Source organism: Formosa sejongensis (assembly GCF_033447105.1).
Classification (GTDB): Bacteria; Bacteroidota; Bacteroidia; order Flavobacteriales; family Flavobacteriaceae; genus Formosa.
Map to the genome: position 1 here is coordinate 96,412 of NZ_JAWQUN010000005.1, position 15,235 is coordinate 111,646.

10 protein-coding genes are annotated in these 15,235 nt (G+C 32.1%); 9 read left to right on the forward strand and 1 reads right to left on the reverse strand.

Translation table 11 applies throughout. From position 1 onward, the window contains the following. The first annotated feature begins 8 nt into the window (after positions 1-8). From aroC to clcA, 7 genes are all read left to right on the forward strand, one after another. The gene (gene aroC / locus R6X41_RS07475; protein WP_318498914.1) at positions 9-1,070 is read left to right on the forward strand and encodes a chorismate synthase; all 1,062 of its coding nucleotides are present in this window, start codon (positions 9-11) and stop codon (positions 1,068-1,070) included. 148 nt (positions 1,071-1,218) lie between these two features. Then, positions 1,219-2,532, forward strand: coding sequence for a dicarboxylate/amino acid:cation symporter (locus R6X41_RS07480; RefSeq protein ID WP_318498916.1), 1,314 nt, complete (start codon positions 1,219-1,221; stop codon positions 2,530-2,532). Positions 2,533-2,663: 131 nt separating this feature from the next. Beyond that, positions 2,664-3,494: an N-formylglutamate amidohydrolase gene (locus R6X41_RS07485; protein ID WP_318498918.1), complete on the forward strand. Its 831-nt coding sequence runs from the start codon at positions 2,664-2,666 to the stop codon at positions 3,492-3,494. A 2-nt stretch (positions 3,495-3,496) separates the two neighbouring features. Then, positions 3,497-5,326, forward strand: coding sequence for a peptidase MATCAP family protein (locus tag R6X41_RS07490; protein WP_318498920.1), 1,830 nt, complete (start codon positions 3,497-3,499; stop codon positions 5,324-5,326). A 7-nt stretch (positions 5,327-5,333) separates the two neighbouring features. Continuing rightward, the gene (locus tag R6X41_RS07495; protein ID WP_318498921.1) at positions 5,334-6,374 is read left to right on the forward strand and encodes a glutathione synthetase; all 1,041 of its coding nucleotides are present in this window, start codon (positions 5,334-5,336) and stop codon (positions 6,372-6,374) included. A 774-nt stretch (positions 6,375-7,148) separates the two neighbouring features. Beyond that, entirely contained in the window at positions 7,149-9,467 is a 2,319-nt protein-coding gene (locus tag R6X41_RS07500) for a chondroitinase-B domain-containing protein (protein ID WP_318498923.1), read from the forward strand. Positions 9,468-9,745: 278 nt separating this feature from the next. Continuing rightward, positions 9,746-10,966: a H(+)/Cl(-) exchange transporter ClcA gene (gene clcA / locus R6X41_RS07505; RefSeq protein WP_318498924.1), complete on the forward strand. Its 1,221-nt coding sequence runs from the start codon at positions 9,746-9,748 to the stop codon at positions 10,964-10,966. Positions 10,967-11,132: 166 nt separating this feature from the next. On the opposite strand, the gene R6X41_RS07510 is transcribed toward clcA, so the two are convergent. After that, complete coding sequence (locus tag R6X41_RS07510) at positions 11,133-12,530, reverse strand: hypothetical protein (RefSeq protein WP_318498926.1); 1,398 nt, start codon at positions 12,528-12,530, stop codon at positions 11,133-11,135. A 164-nt stretch (positions 12,531-12,694) separates the two neighbouring features. Between R6X41_RS07510 and R6X41_RS07515 the strand changes: the two genes are divergently transcribed. Both R6X41_RS07515 and R6X41_RS07520 read left to right on the forward strand, forming a co-directional pair. Then, the gene (locus tag R6X41_RS07515) at positions 12,695-13,471 is read left to right on the forward strand and encodes a universal stress protein (RefSeq protein WP_318498928.1); all 777 of its coding nucleotides are present in this window, start codon (positions 12,695-12,697) and stop codon (positions 13,469-13,471) included. A 233-nt stretch (positions 13,472-13,704) separates the two neighbouring features. Then, positions 13,705-15,213, forward strand: coding sequence for an aminotransferase class V-fold PLP-dependent enzyme (locus R6X41_RS07520; RefSeq protein WP_318498930.1), 1,509 nt, complete (start codon positions 13,705-13,707; stop codon positions 15,211-15,213). The last annotated feature ends 22 nt before the right edge of the window (positions 15,214-15,235 follow it).

A 15,235-nucleotide genomic window follows, 5' to 3' on the forward strand; every position in this document is an offset into this window, starting at 1 on the left:
AGTTTGTTATGGCAGGTAATTCATTTGGAAAAATATTTAAACTCACCACTTTTGGTGAATCTCATGGTGTTGCATTAGGTGGAGTGTTAGATGGATGCCCGGCTGGGATTTCAATAGATTTTGATGCTATTCAGAATGAAATGAATCGTAGAAAACCTGGACAATCGGCTATAGTAACACAACGAAAAGAACCAGATGAAGTAAAATTCTTATCCGGAATTTTTGAAGGTAAAACTACAGGAACTTCAATAGGATTCATTATTGAAAACGCAAATCAAAAGTCTCACGATTATTCACACATAAAGGATTCTTTCCGTCCGTCGCATGCCGATTACGTTTACGAAAAAAAATATGGTGTTCGCGATTATAGAGGAGGAGGGAGAAGTTCTGCTAGAGAAACAGCTTGTCGCGTAGTGGCAGGTGCAGTGGCTAAACAATTTTTAAAAGGTATAGAAATTCATGCGTTTACATCTTCTGTAGGTGAGATTTTCATGGAAAAACCATATCAAGATGTAGATCTTAATAATACAGAAAGTAATATTGTACGTTGTCCAGATACGGAAACGGCAGATAGAATGATTTCAAAAATTAAAGAAATCAGAAAAGCTGGAGATACTATTGGAGGCACAGTAACTTGTGTGATTAAAAATGTGCCTATTGGTTTAGGAGAACCTGTTTTCGACAAATTACATGCAGAATTAGGGAAAGCCATGCTCTCTATAAATGCTGTAAAAGGATTTGAATATGGTAGCGGATTCTGTGGTGCAAAAATGAAAGGAAGCGATCACAACGATTTATATAATACAGACGGAACAACAAAAACTAATCTTTCTGGAGGTATACAAGGCGGAATAAGTAACGGTATGGATATTTACTTTAGAGTTGCTTTTAAGCCAGTCGCTACGATTATGCAAACGCAAGATACGATTGATAAAGATGGTAATATTGTGCAAATGGAAGGTAAAGGACGTCACGATCCTTGTGTTGTGCCTAGAGCTGTACCAATTGTTGAAGCTATGGCCGCATTGGTTATAGCAGATTATTTTTTACTCGATAAAACCTATCAATAAAATAAATACATAAATTTTTAAAAGGTTTTCTATTTGAATTCATAAATCGATATACAGTCGACTAAAATTCTAATAGAAAACCTTTTATTATTTTACACAATCATCTAACTTAACAAACAATTTAAAATATAAGCACCAAAATTATACTATGAAGAAACTCGCATTGCATTGGCAAATATTGATAGGAATGGTTACAGGAGTTGTGTTCGCATTAATAATGACACAATTTGAATGGGGAAGTGATTTTGTTAGCCGTTGGATTAAACCTTTTGGAAACATCTTCATCAATTCATTAAAACTCATTGCCGTTCCTTTAATTTTAGGGTCATTAATAAAAGGAGTTTCAGATTTAAAAGACATTTCTAAGCTCTCTCAAATGGGAGGAAAGACTATAGGAATTTATATTCTTACTACTCTAATTGCGGTTTCTATTGGATTAGCTGTAGTAAATATTATAAAACCAGGACATTCTATTTCTGAAGAAACAAGATCGCAATTGGTTGAAAATTACAAAGGCGATGCAGATTCTAAAATTGCAGCTGCAGCAAAACAAAAAGAAGCAGGCCCTTTACAAGCCTTAGAGGACATTGTGCCTAGTAACATCTTTCAAGCTGCTAGCGATAACGGAAATATGCTTCAAGTGATTTTCTTTGCTATCTTTTTTGGAGTGGGTTTAATTCTAATTCCAGAAGAACAATCTAAACCTGTAAAAGACTTTTTTGATGGGTTTAATGAAGTTATCTTAAAACTTATAGATATTATTATGTTGGCTGCACCGTATGGTGTATTCGCGTTACTTGCTGCCTTAATTGTAGAAGCACCAAGTGCAGATTTATTTAAAGCCTTAGGTTGGTATGCCTTTAGTGTAGTTTTAGGCTTATTACTGATGATGATGGTATATGCTGGAATTGTTTATGTATTTACAAAAAAAACACCAAAATTCTTTTTCAACGGAATTTCTCCTGCCCAGCTTTTAGCGTTTTCAACCAGTAGTAGTGCAGCGACATTACCACTTACTATGGAGCGCGTTGAAGAACATTTAGGCGTAGAAGAGGAAGTTGCTAGTTTTGTACTACCCATTGGAGCAACGATTAATATGGATGGAACCAGTTTATATCAAGCTGTTGCTGCTGTATTTATAGCGCAAGCTTTTGGTATGGATTTAAGTTTAGGAGCACAATTAGGTATTATCGCCACAGCTACTTTAGCATCTATAGGAAGTGCAGCTGTTCCTGGCGCAGGTATGGTAATGTTAGTTATTGTATTAGCTCAAGCTGGTATTCCTGAAGCAGGTTTAGCATTAATCTTTGCTGTAGATAGACCATTAGACATGTGTCGTACCACCGTAAATATTACTGGTGATGCTGCCGTTTCCATGTTAGTTGCCAAGTCTGTTGGTAAACTTGGTGAGCCTCACGAAAAACATTGGGATGATAATTACAAGACTAAAACTTCAAAATAAGACGTTTTGAGTTATTAATAATTCTAATCACGATAATCCATTAATTACTTTTATTTTTAGAGGCTATTTAAGCACTTCAAATCAATGATTTAACATCTTTTTAAGATTCAATTTTATAGTTTTATTCAACTATGGAAAAATTAAGTCTTAAAAATATCGTCAAAAAAATCGAAGCAAAAGAACGCTTTCATGCGGTTGCTTCAGATTATTCTTTTACACTAAAAATCGATAAATACGTGCCGTTTATTTGCGGCGCAGTTCACGATGGTCATCATTTTAAACGTGATTTATGGGACTTTTGTACCCATTCTGAATATGAACGTTGGTACGAAGAAGATCCTGAAACCAAAACTATGGTTTCAGAATGTCCGATTGTTATTTCAGGTTTAGATTCTCGTTTCGAATACGATTTAAATAGAGCTCCTGAAGATGCTATTTATAAAGATGCTTGGGGTAAACCTCTTTGGAAAAAACCATTACTAACATCCTTAAAAGATCGTGCATTAAACAAACATCACGAATTTTATAACGTACTTCATAAGTTAGTTTCAACTGTCGAAGATATTTACGGTCACGCTGTAGTATACGACATGCATAGTTTTAATGTAAAACGCTGGGACCGTGAAGTACCTACCTGGAATTTAGGGACTAAAAATGTAGATGAATCTCGATTTAAAACTGAAATCGAAAATTGGAGACAGTTACTTTCCGAAATTACGCTATCTAAAAAAATCCCTTCAACAGCTCACATTAACGATACATTTCAAGGGAACGGATACTTTCTAAAGTACATCACATCAAATTTCACAAACACTCTGGTTTTAGCCACAGAAATTGCTAAAGTGTATTGTAATGAAAAAAAAGCACTGATTTATCCTGAAATCGTTTCAAACGTCAGAGATCAACTTGGCGCTAAAATCAAATCCCATGCTGCACAGTTCTATAACACATATTCTAAATAAACATGAAAACATTAGATCCTGAAATAATAGGTAGAATATGCGATAGTTTATCGAAGAATAAACCTGTTAACGAACGTTTAATAAATAACGGCTTGTTACATATAGATAAACTGCTACCATTTATTTGTGTGTATAGATATAGCAAAGTAGATGTTTATTTTTCACGTCTAATAAAAACACAAGCATCATATTTAATTATAGATGAAACTATTAATATCACTCATTTATTAGATGCCATAAATTTGCTAATATCTCAGAAATTTGAAATGTTTTTAGTCATAGAAATGTGGCCAAATACTGAAAGTATTTCGAATCAATTCAATATTTTTTGTCCGGAAGATAAAGCACCTGGTGCTATAAAAGCATTGTACAACGGATTCAATAAATTAAAAAGAACGCACCCAAATTTAACGACAGAAGTGATTGATACATTGGACAGACATCCGGATCATTTACAACCGTTATTAGATTCTAGTGCTTCAAGAAAGTCGGGTACATTAATTATTGGATTGGCAATTCCAACCTTATACAAAAACACGAAGTCAGACGAGTTATACTCACTGTTTTTCAGAGCGTTTTATACAATTTTTTCTGAAACTATTAAACGCGCTGTTTATGAATTTATTCGTGTGCAAACTTCAGATGATTTTAAACATTATTTGATGCTTGGTAAAACTCATATTGATGAGATTACGCTTCAAACGGATAAAGATTTAGCCAATATTAGCGAACGGATTTCTTTCCTTTTAAGAGTGACACCAGTAAATAGTAATGAAGAATGGGAGACCTTTAAAGCACAGGATTTTGAAAAGGCACCCGCATTTAAATACCGATTAATCGCTTTAGATCCAGAGGTTGAAAAACGTAAATTATTTACCATTCCAATTGATAAAATTGAAGACCCAACTCTAGCATTTATATTTAGAGGAAAACGTTTAGAAATCGAAAAACAACTTATTATGTTGGAGGAACGTGGTTCTAAGAATTTCAGATTTGTAGGTGAAAGTTTATATGGAGGCATCAATACTACTGTTTTAAAAGAAGCTAAACATATTCTAGAAACATTTCCAGAACCAGAAATTATTAGTAATGCTAAACGCTTAGATTGCTATCAATTTGCAGAAGTGGCTCAGAAAGAACTTGATTATTATAGTGGGCTATTTCCAGATATAGATATTGGTTTAGAGATTAGAGATGACGTTGCTGGAATTATGGTTTCGAAATCGAAATTACTTATAAACGATAAATTATTAATCGATGAAAAGCGGGTAGATGCCTTAATTCATCATGAAATAGGAACGCATATACTTACCTATTGTAACGGTAAAAGCCAGCCGATAAAACAAATGTATGAAGGTTTTGAAGGTTACGATCAGCTTCAAGAAGGATTAGCCGTTATCGCGGAATATTTGGTTGGCGGACTTACGGTAAATCGATTGCGGTTATTAGCGGGACGTGTAATGGCAGTAGAATCGATGTTAAAAGGCGCTAACTTTATTACCACATTTAACATTTTAAGAATTAAGTATAGCTTTTCAGAATATACTGCATTTATGATTTCCATGCGGGTGTATCGTGGTGGCGGATTGACTAAAGATGCCATTTATCTCGCTGGAATTATGGACTTGATGAATTACCTAAAACAAGGTGGGCAAATCGAGCATTTATATACTGGAAAATTTAATATAACACATGTCGATATTATCGAAGAACTACTCTATAGGAATGTTTTAAAAGCAGCAGAAATGCCTAGGTTTTACAATAGAGTTAACGTTAAAGAACGTTTAGACACATTACATAAAGGAATTAAAATTATTGAACTTATAAATTAAAAACACGATGAAAATAGCATTTATAATAAACGACCACAATACAGAAAAACATAATTACACCACGCCAACTCTTGGTTTTTCGGCTTATAAAAAAGGACATGATGTCTATTTTATTGGTGTTGGCGAATTGTCTTATGCCTCGACAGGACATTTATCAGTACGTTGTAAAACAATAAAAGATAAAGTGTTTAAAAGTGAAGAAACCTATTTTAAGGCTTTACAAAAAGAGGAATTTATAAGTCTTTCTTCCGAAGATTTGGATGTTCTTTTCTTAAGAAACAATCCTGCCGATGAGATAAACGAACGTGACTGGGCACAAAACGCAGCTTTTGTTTTTGGAGAAATTGCGATGCGAAATGGTGTTATTGTTTTAAATCATCCTAAGAGTTTGGCTTTGGCTGTTAATAAAATGTATTTCCAGCATTTTCCAGAAGTGCTAAGGCCCAAAACAATTATTACCCGCGATCATAAAGAAATTGAAGATTTTTTCAAGGAACAAAAGCAAAAAATGATTTTGAAACCGTTGCAAGGATCAGGTGGAACTAATGTGTTTTTAATGGATAAAGATAATTCCAAAAACTTAAATCAGACTATAGATGCGATTTGTCGCGACGGTTATGTCATTGCTCAAGAATATTTAGAAGAAGCTACAGGAGGAGATACGCGTTTATTTTTATTGAATGGAGAACCTTTACAAGTAGATGGGAAATATGCACTAATGCAACGCGTAAATGGTTCAGGAGATATAAGAAGTAATATTCATGCTGGAGGAAAGGCCATGAAAGCAAAAATGACTGATCAGATTATGGAACTTGCCAATATTGTACGTCCAAAATTAGTTCAAGATGGCATGTTTTTAGTTGGAATTGATATTGTTGGAAATAAATTAATGGAAATTAATGTGTTTAGCCCTGGAGGTTTAAATCGTATGTCTGATATGTATGAAGTAGATTTTGCAGCAAAAGTCATTGAATCTATTGAACAAAAAGTTTATTACAAAAACATGTATTCTGGATATTTATTTAATAGCCGATTAGCGACGTTGTAATTACAGTTTTTAGATAAATAGTTTACTTTTAAGTTAAGTCCGCTTCAAAATAAGAGGGCTTAACTTATTGTTTTTTATGTATTTGTAATGTTCAAAAATAGAATTAAGTAAAGTGTAATTGAACGTAAATTATGATAATTAGATGAACTATAAATGTGTTTAATAGCTTTTCAGCAAGAAAAAAAATTCACAAAAGTTAATTATCACTTTCTATAATCTATCAATCGTGTCCTAAATAATATTAAATGCTCATTTTTTTCATTGATAAAAAGATCCTTCGACTACGCTCTGGATAAACCAAGCCAAAAAAATCTAGGCTTACGAACTTTTATCTAAATTTTTCGTTCACCATCTAAATTTAAAGAATTCGCAACTGAAATTCATATATGTAGATACATTCGTTTAGCTCAAACAGCTTCAAATTTTACGATAAATTTTCGATAGGCCAACAAAAAAAACAAAATTCAACTTACATAGAAAAAGTATCCCTCAGTACAAGTAATTCTATAAAGTCAACGTCGTTATATCTTTTTTGAAAAAGAGACTAATCGTTTAGGACGCTATTAATAATCTATTTATAAAACGCCTAACATTTTACAATAATTCAAACCAATAGAATTGAAACCTGTGTTTCGGGAGTTTTATCTAAATAACTCAACTTAAAGCTAATTTTTGACACTTTAAATTAATTTTATTCAAAAAAATTGAATAAAAGTTTTAGAATTTGTATTTTTGGTTCACCAAATTGGTTAACCAGTTTAATCTAAAAAACAAATGAATACAACTAAAAGTACAATTTCAATTTTAATTCTATCAATTTTGTTTACAGCTCAAGTCAGTGCACAAGCTTTAAAGACTATTGTTAAAAATGCCCAAGAGTTAAATCAGGCTATTAAACAAGCAAAACCAGGCGACCATTTAGTAATGGCTAATGGTGTTTGGACGGATATCGTTATAAAATTTAAAGGTGTTGGTACAAAAGAACAGCCTATTGTTTTGGAAGCAGAAACAGCAGGACAAGTATTTATTGAAGGACAGTCTACCCTTAGATTATCAGGTGAATATTTAGAAGTTACTGGATTATATTTCAGAAATGGTTACACGCCTAAAAATACAGTTATCGATTTTAGAACAGATGAAGATAGTATAGCAAATAACTGTAAAGTAACTAATACAGTTATTGATGGCTTTACACAAGCCAATCGTGATGAAAAAGATCATTGGGTTCAGTTTTACGGAAAACATAACGAATTAAGTAACTGTTACATTATTGGAAAATCTAATCCAGGCCCAACAATAAGAGTATTTCTAAATGGAAATGAGAATATTAATAACCATCATAAAATTGTAAATAACTATTTAGGAGAAAGACCAAGATTAGGAGGACCACATGGAGAGACTTTACAAATTGGTGATAGCTATACGTCTATGACACCATCTTACACAGAGGTTAAAAATAACTTATTTGAAAGATGTAATGGAGAAGTTGAAATAATTTCAAGTAAATCTAATTTTAACGAATTTGAACATAACATATTTTTCGAGTGTGAAGGATCTTTAGTATTACGTCATGGAAACTATGCCAAGGTTAATGGAAATGTATTTATTGGTAACGATAACTCTACTGCAATTGGTGGTGTACGTGTTGTAAATACAGGACATTGGGTAACAAATAATTATTTTTATAAAATTATAGGAAATGAATTTAGAAGCGCTATAGCTGTTATGAATGGTGTGCCAAAATCACCTTTAAACCGTTATAACCAAGTAACAGATGTTGTTATAGCTTATAATACTTTTATGGATTGTACTACACCTTTACAGTTTAGTGTGGGATCTAATGTTGATAAAAGTGATGTGTTACCAGCAAGCGAAATTCGTTCTGCAAGACCAATTCGTACAGTTGTAGCAAATAATTTAATTTATAATACTGATGAAAATCAGACTACCCCAATTTATGGTTACGATAAAGTAGATGGTGTGAGTTTCAAGAACAACATCTCAAATAACAAAAACAATAGTGCTGTTGAAACAGATGGAGGCCTTTCACAAGAATCTATTAGTGTAAGTAAAGTTTCAGATTGGTTCTATGCGCCAACAAAAGGATTTCCAGATGTATATAATGGATATGATTTTTCAACAATTTCGAAAGACCTTTTAAAAGACGATAGATCTAAAAATAATTCTATTGGTGCTGTAACATTCCCATTTGCTGAAGGTAAAGTTGAAATTAATAAATCACTATACGGACCAAAATGGTTAGACCTTAATGCAGGAAAAGGAAAGTCTAAAATTATAAAAGTCGCATCTGCACAAGATCTTACAACTGCATTAACTTCGGCTAAATCTGGAGATATTTTAGAATTAAGTTCAGGAACATATACTATTTCTGAAGCTTTAAAAATTGATAAAGAAATCACTATAAAATCTGCTAGCAAACGTAAAGTTAAGATTACATATACTGGTACTGCAAATACAGCTTTATTTCAATTACTTCCTAAAGGAAACTTAATATTAGATAATGTAGCAATCTCAGGAAATACAACTCAAGATGCTTTTGCAACGTTAGATAAAAATATGTCTGTTGCTTACAAATTAAAAATTAAGAACAGCGATATTTCTAAATTCAATAGTGTTTTAAAAACATCTAAAGGCTCTTTAGCAGATTCATTAGCAATTTATAATTCGACTATTAAAGACTGTACAAATGGTATACAATTGGCAGAAGAAGACGATGATAAAGGAGATTATAATGCTGAATTTGTAACCATCGAAAATACTATTTTCGAAAATATAGACCAAAACGTTTTAAATTACTACAGAGGTGGTTACGATGAATCTACAATAGGAGGAACCTTAGTATTAAAGAATAATACATTTAAAAATTGTGGTGCTTCAGATGCTAGTAAAATTTTATTACAAACTCGTGGAATTGTAAACATAGATTTTAGCGGAAACACATTTACAAATAACCCAGTACATTACGTTATCGTACTTTGGGGAGAAAAAGAACAGAAATCTGTGAACAACACTTTAGTAAATTCTGGTGAAGTTAAAACAGAACAAAATTTAAAAATGAAATTGATGTATTAATTGTTTTTAGTGATATTAAAGACATCAAAATTAAAGAGCTTACGATTTATATCGTAGGCTCTTTTTGGTTTTTCATATTTATTTATAGATTACTTTTATCTTTAGAATTCGAAACTCCTTGTTTAGTATATAAATTGACAGTAAAAAGTTAATTTTAAGTTGTTTCGGTATTTTAGAAAAGGACATTTGAAAAGCTTACAAGCTGATCTAAAACGTATATTTAAAGTAAATTAGGTTAGACCCAATTGATACAACCTATTTCGAAGAAGTTAAAGAGAATGACAAGAGTAGATAATAAGCAATCTGAGGATAAAACTAAGAATTTTACATTGTTATTTCTAGCACTAATAGTAGGACTTACTACAGGACTTGTTGGCGCAATTTTTAGAATTATACTTACTAAAATTGATGATTTTAGGGTTGTTTTATTTGCTAATATAGGGAGTACAGGATTCTCTAGTTGGCTATTACCAATTGTACTAGTAATTAGTGCCATAATTATCCCAATGTATTTAGTTCGAAAATTTGCCCCAGAAGCAAAAGGAAGTGGCGTTCATGAAATTGAAGGAGCATTAGATGGGCTAAGACCTGTACGTTGGAAAAGAGTATTACCAGTAAAATTTATTGCTTCATTATTTTCCTTAGGTAGCGGGCTATTATTAGGAAGAGAGGGACCAATAATTCAGATGGGAGCGAATATAGGTAAAATGATTAAGGACGTTTTTAATATAGATTCATCAGAATTTGAAAATAATTCACTAATTTCTGTCGGTGCTGGAGCAGGACTTGTTAGTGCTTTTAATGCACCTTTTGCTGGAATATTATTTGTTATCGAGGAACTTCACGGACATTTCAAATTTAATTTTTATTCAGTAGCTGCCCTTATGATAGGAGCGGGATCTTCCACTTTTGTTATAAGATCTTTAATTGGTGATAGGCCTATAATAGAAATGACTATTTTCCCTATTCCAAAATTAATGGCCTTGTGGATGTTTATTCTATTGGGGTTAATATTAGGTCTCGTGGGGTACTTTTATAATAGATTACTAGTTGTTTCATTAAATTTCTTCGAAAACACTATGAAACTCCCAATAATAGTAACGGGAATTATTTCAGGATTATTAATAGTTATAACAGGCGTTTTTTTTCCTGAAATGATAGGAGGAGGTTATAGCACAATCACTAACGTACTAGATTATTCTTACACCATTTATTTTTTATTAGTATTGTTTATTGTAAGGTTACTATTATCAATTTTTAGTTATAGCATAGGTGTACCTGGAGGTATTTTTGCTCCATTACTTACACTTGGTGTTATTTTGGGAATGTGGTTTGGGATTATTGCACAAAATTTATTCCCGGATATAATTTTACATGCAGGTGTTTTCGCTGTAGCAGGAATGGCAGGAATATTTGCTTCGACTGTTAGAGCACCTATAACTGGATTAATGCTTGCTATTGAAATGACATCTAATTTTGAATTGATATATTACCTCTAATCATTACTACAGTTACAGCAGCAATATTTACAGCATTTCTAGGAAATCAGCCAATTTACACAACCTTATTAAAAAGAACTTTGGATAAGCAAAATCTGTTTAAAAAAATCTAACGAATTAAATACATTAAAAGTTAAATTTTAGTAATAAATCTATACTAACTTGTTTAATGTAATATGTATTGGTATTGCAGAACAACCATATATTTTCTATCTATTTCCTGGTGTGTAATATTTGAGAAAACTGGACGATTTTGAACATCGAGACTCAGTTTAGAAAACTGTCCATCTAAATACCAGTTTAGTCCTAAATTTCCTATTAACATGTGCGATTCTAAAGCATCAAAATCACTAGACTGCATTACGACATAAGGTTCCAATTGGCCCCAATCGGTTCGTTTTCCCATCTTTTTGAATAATATTCCAAACTGACCGTAAACACTTTGACCAGTTCCCATAAACGGAAAGGAATTACCACTACCATTTAATATACCTGAAGTGCCATCAAATCCATAAGAGGGATTATTTACACCAATATTCCTTAAATTATTAGGTCCCAAATCATAATTAAAATAACCTAAATATACGGTAGTCGCGGCAACAAAAGTTGATGTTACAGGATGATCCCAATATAAGTCTGCAGCCCATAAATTCATATCATGATAAGATTTTGTGTCATTTTCCATAGAATACAAAGCGTCTTTCTGATATTTTGTACCTAAACCAATTGAAAATAATTTATACTTTCCCAAATAGGTTCCAGTAAAATTTGGGCCACGACTATTTTCTTTTTCAAGAAAATCATATTTAAAATATGTCGAATATTGGATGTTCTTAAATTCGTCTGTAAACTGTGAAACGCCTTCTTTTGGAGTTGGTGGATTCGCTCCTGTATATGAAAAACTATAAGGTTGAATAAAAACAACACGATAATTTAGTTTTCCTACATCTCCTAATAATATTAAAGCCAGATCCCGAGTAAGATCATCGGTATAATTTAATGTAGGCTGTGCAATTAGAGGTAAATCTGTTTGTAACATAGTCGATGTAGAAGGCGCTGTAAAACGCGATAATCCATCGTATGTCGTTTTCCCAAAAGCTATCGCAAATGGTTTCGAAATATTATAAGTTGCATATAAATCAAGAATTTTTAAATATGGAAACGTTTTGCCTTTAGCATTAAAATTATTTTCTCCAATAGCAAAATTCAGTTTTAGTTTTTCACCAAAAGTAAAGCTACTAGTTAATCGTAAACGTCTAATTGCTAGTCCAAAATCACTGTTTTTTATATCTCCAGCTTCATTCTGACTTCCAGGATTCCACTCGGTATATTGCGCCCAAGGTTGTATATACCCACCAAGTTTCATTTTAATATCTGGCTTTTTAAATAGAGTATATTCAAAACGAGTTTTTTTTACTTTTACAGTATCAGTATCAGTATCTTTAATCTGAGCAAAACTAAGTGCAGGAAATAATAGAAAACTAAGTGAAATTATTGACATCCATTTTAAAAGAGTATGATTATTCGTAATCGTATTAAAATAATTTGATTGGTGTTTAGACATTATATCAAAATTTCAGTTGAAATTAGTTAGTTAGAAAAATTTCGAGATTTTAAGTTTTAAGAATGTAAATTACGTCCTTAAATAGTATCTAGGCAATGACTTCTGTCATGTTATTTAATTCATTTATACCTAATTTTGTTACATAATAGGAATACTTAGAACATATGAAAAAGTTATTTAAAATTCTTGTCCCATTCGATTTTACTGAAACTGCAAAAAACGCACTTAATTATGTTAAGAATTTTGTAGGAAACGATGCAGATACCGAAATTTTGTTAGTTTATGTCAATGAAAGTGGAGATGCTAAAGCTGAAGAAAAATTAAATGCAATTAAATCAGATCTTAACGAGCATTGTATGAGTACCGTTAAAGCTCTAGTTGTAAAAGGAGAGTTTCAAGCCTCATTATTGAAAGTTGTACTAGAAGAAAAATCAAATATCATTTTTATGGGAACCAGTTTGGTAAACCATGAAAAATTAAACACCAACACATCTACATTTGTACTTGCTGCAGATTGTCCAGTTATTGTAATTCCAAAAGATTATGAAGTCTTTCAAATTAAAAAAATCGCTTTGGTTATAGGTGAGGATTTAATTCATAATAGTAAATTATTAGAAGTGTTGTTGGGTGTTGCAAGACGTTTTCATGCTAAAGTAGATGTACTTACAGTTAAAAATGGTGAGGCTGAATATGGTTATACTAAAGTAGATGAAAAGAATGAAAACACTATTTCTTACTATTTAGAAGATTTTTACTCGCAACATGTCTTTATTGATGGACCAGATATTCCGAAAAGTATTTTTAAATATGCTGAAGAAAAAGAAATAGATCTTATTAGCATTCTACCACGGAATAATGAGCAAGGAGCAATCTCTTCTAAAGGCGCTTTAACAAAAGCATTATCAGAAGTTTCGAAAATACCATTATTAGTAATCGATTAAATTAATGTAATTATTCGTGATGTAAATCACACCTTAAATCCGGTTGAATTTAAAGACTGTCTGTAAAGACAGTCTTTTTTAATTAAAAGAACATTCCGAATTTAGAAAGAAAAGAATATACAAAGTCTAAATAATTTTAGATTGTACCATATAATGGTAAATTTGCACTCAATTGTAAGAATGTCTTGTGTTATTGTAAGGCATTCTAAATAGTAAAAGATCATTACAAAAACATGAGCAAAACTATAGATATTGATAACAACGCGTTGATAGATTCAAATTTAGAAACCTATTTTCAAACCTTTAAAACAGGGGTAATAGGAGATAAGTATAAATTTAAAAGCATATTAGGAGAGCAACACGTATTGTATGCAGATTGGGTAGCAAGCGGACGGTTATATGCACCAATCGAAAAGATAATGCAAGATAAAATTGGACCAATGATTGCCAATACGCATTCTTTTTCTAGCGAAACGGGTAAAGCTTCTACATACGCATATAAACATGCACGCTCTATTATAAAAGATCATGTTAATGCCAACGAAAATGATGTATTAGTAACAGCTAATACAGGAATGACAGGGGTTCTATCTCACTTACAGCGTATCATGGGATTACGTTTTCCTGATGCTAAACAGAAAAAATCTGAAATGGCTGAGAATGATCGTCCAGTTGTTTTTATCTCACATATGGAGCATCATTCAAACCATGTGCCATGGCTTGAAACTATTGCAGACGTTGTAATTGTAAAATGTAACGACAAAAAATTAATTTGTCCAGAAAATTTAGAATCTGCTCTAATTCAATACAAAGATAGAATAACGAAAATAGGCTCGTTTACAGCCTGTTCTAACGTTACAGGAATTATTACACCTTATTTCGATTTAGCTAAGATTATGCACAAACATGGTGGCGTTTGTTTTGTCGATTTTGCAGCTTCTGCACCTTATGTCGATATCGATATGCATCCAACAGCTAAAAATGCTTATTTAGATGCCATTTTCTTTTCTCCTCATAAATTTCTTGGTGGCCCTGGAACTTGTGGTGTTTTAGTTTTTAATAAAGAATTATATAAAGCCAATTGTCCGGATGTGCCTGGTGGAGGAAATGTACAATGGACTAATCCTTGGGGAGAATACGCCTATTATAACGATATTGAAGTACGAGAAGATGGTGGAACTCCAGGATTCTTACAGGTTATGCGAACCGCTTTGTCCATGCGATTAAAAGATAAAATGAATACGAAAAAAATAGCCGACCGTGAAGAAGAGCTATTATCGTTTTGTTTCGAAAAATTAAAACAAATTCCAAATTTATATATTTTAGGAAGTACAGAAGTGAAGCGCATTGGTTGTGTCTCTTTCGGAATTAACAATGTACATTACAATCTTGTGGTAAGATTGTTAAACGATCGCTTTGGTATACAAGTTCGTGGTGGTTGGTCTTGCGCAAGTACTTACGGCCATTATTTATTCGATTTTGATGAAAATAGATCGTTAGAAATGGTAGACGATCTTAATTCTAAAAACTTAACGAATAAGCCAGGTTGGGTACGTTTATCGCTACATCCTGTAACCACTAATCAAGAAATGCAGTTTATTTGTGATGCTATAAAACAAGTCGCAGAAAACCATGAAGTGTGGAGTAAAGATTATGTTTATAATAAAGTAAATAATGAATTTGAAGACACAACTAAAGATACCGAAATTATAAAAAAAGTTCAAGATTGGTTTGTGATTTAATTCTTAAATCAATAAATTTTTA

Excerpts from the sequence above, each read along its gene's own strand:
- R6X41_RS07480 (WP_318498916.1), top strand. The coding sequence starts at position 1,219 with ATGAAGAAACTCGCATTGCATTGGCAAATATTGATAGGAATGGTTACA.
- aroC (WP_318498914.1), top strand. The coding sequence starts at position 9 with ATGGCAGGTAATTCATTTGGAAAAATATTTAAACTCACCACTTTTGGT.
- R6X41_RS07500 (WP_318498923.1), top strand. The coding sequence starts at position 7,149 with ATGAATACAACTAAAAGTACAATTTCAATTTTAATTCTATCAATTTTG.
- R6X41_RS07520 (WP_318498930.1), top strand. The coding sequence starts at position 13,705 with ATGAGCAAAACTATAGATATTGATAACAACGCGTTGATAGATTCAAAT.
- R6X41_RS07510 (WP_318498926.1), bottom strand. The coding sequence starts at position 12,530 with ATGTCTAAACACCAATCAAATTATTTTAATACGATTACGAATAATCAT.
- R6X41_RS07495 (WP_318498921.1), top strand. The coding sequence starts at position 5,334 with ATGAAAATAGCATTTATAATAAACGACCACAATACAGAAAAACATAAT.
- R6X41_RS07485 (WP_318498918.1), top strand. The coding sequence starts at position 2,664 with ATGGAAAAATTAAGTCTTAAAAATATCGTCAAAAAAATCGAAGCAAAA.
- clcA (WP_318498924.1), top strand. The coding sequence starts at position 9,746 with ATGACAAGAGTAGATAATAAGCAATCTGAGGATAAAACTAAGAATTTT.
- R6X41_RS07490 (WP_318498920.1), top strand. The coding sequence starts at position 3,497 with ATGAAAACATTAGATCCTGAAATAATAGGTAGAATATGCGATAGTTTA.
- R6X41_RS07515 (WP_318498928.1), top strand. The coding sequence starts at position 12,695 with ATGAAAAAGTTATTTAAAATTCTTGTCCCATTCGATTTTACTGAAACT.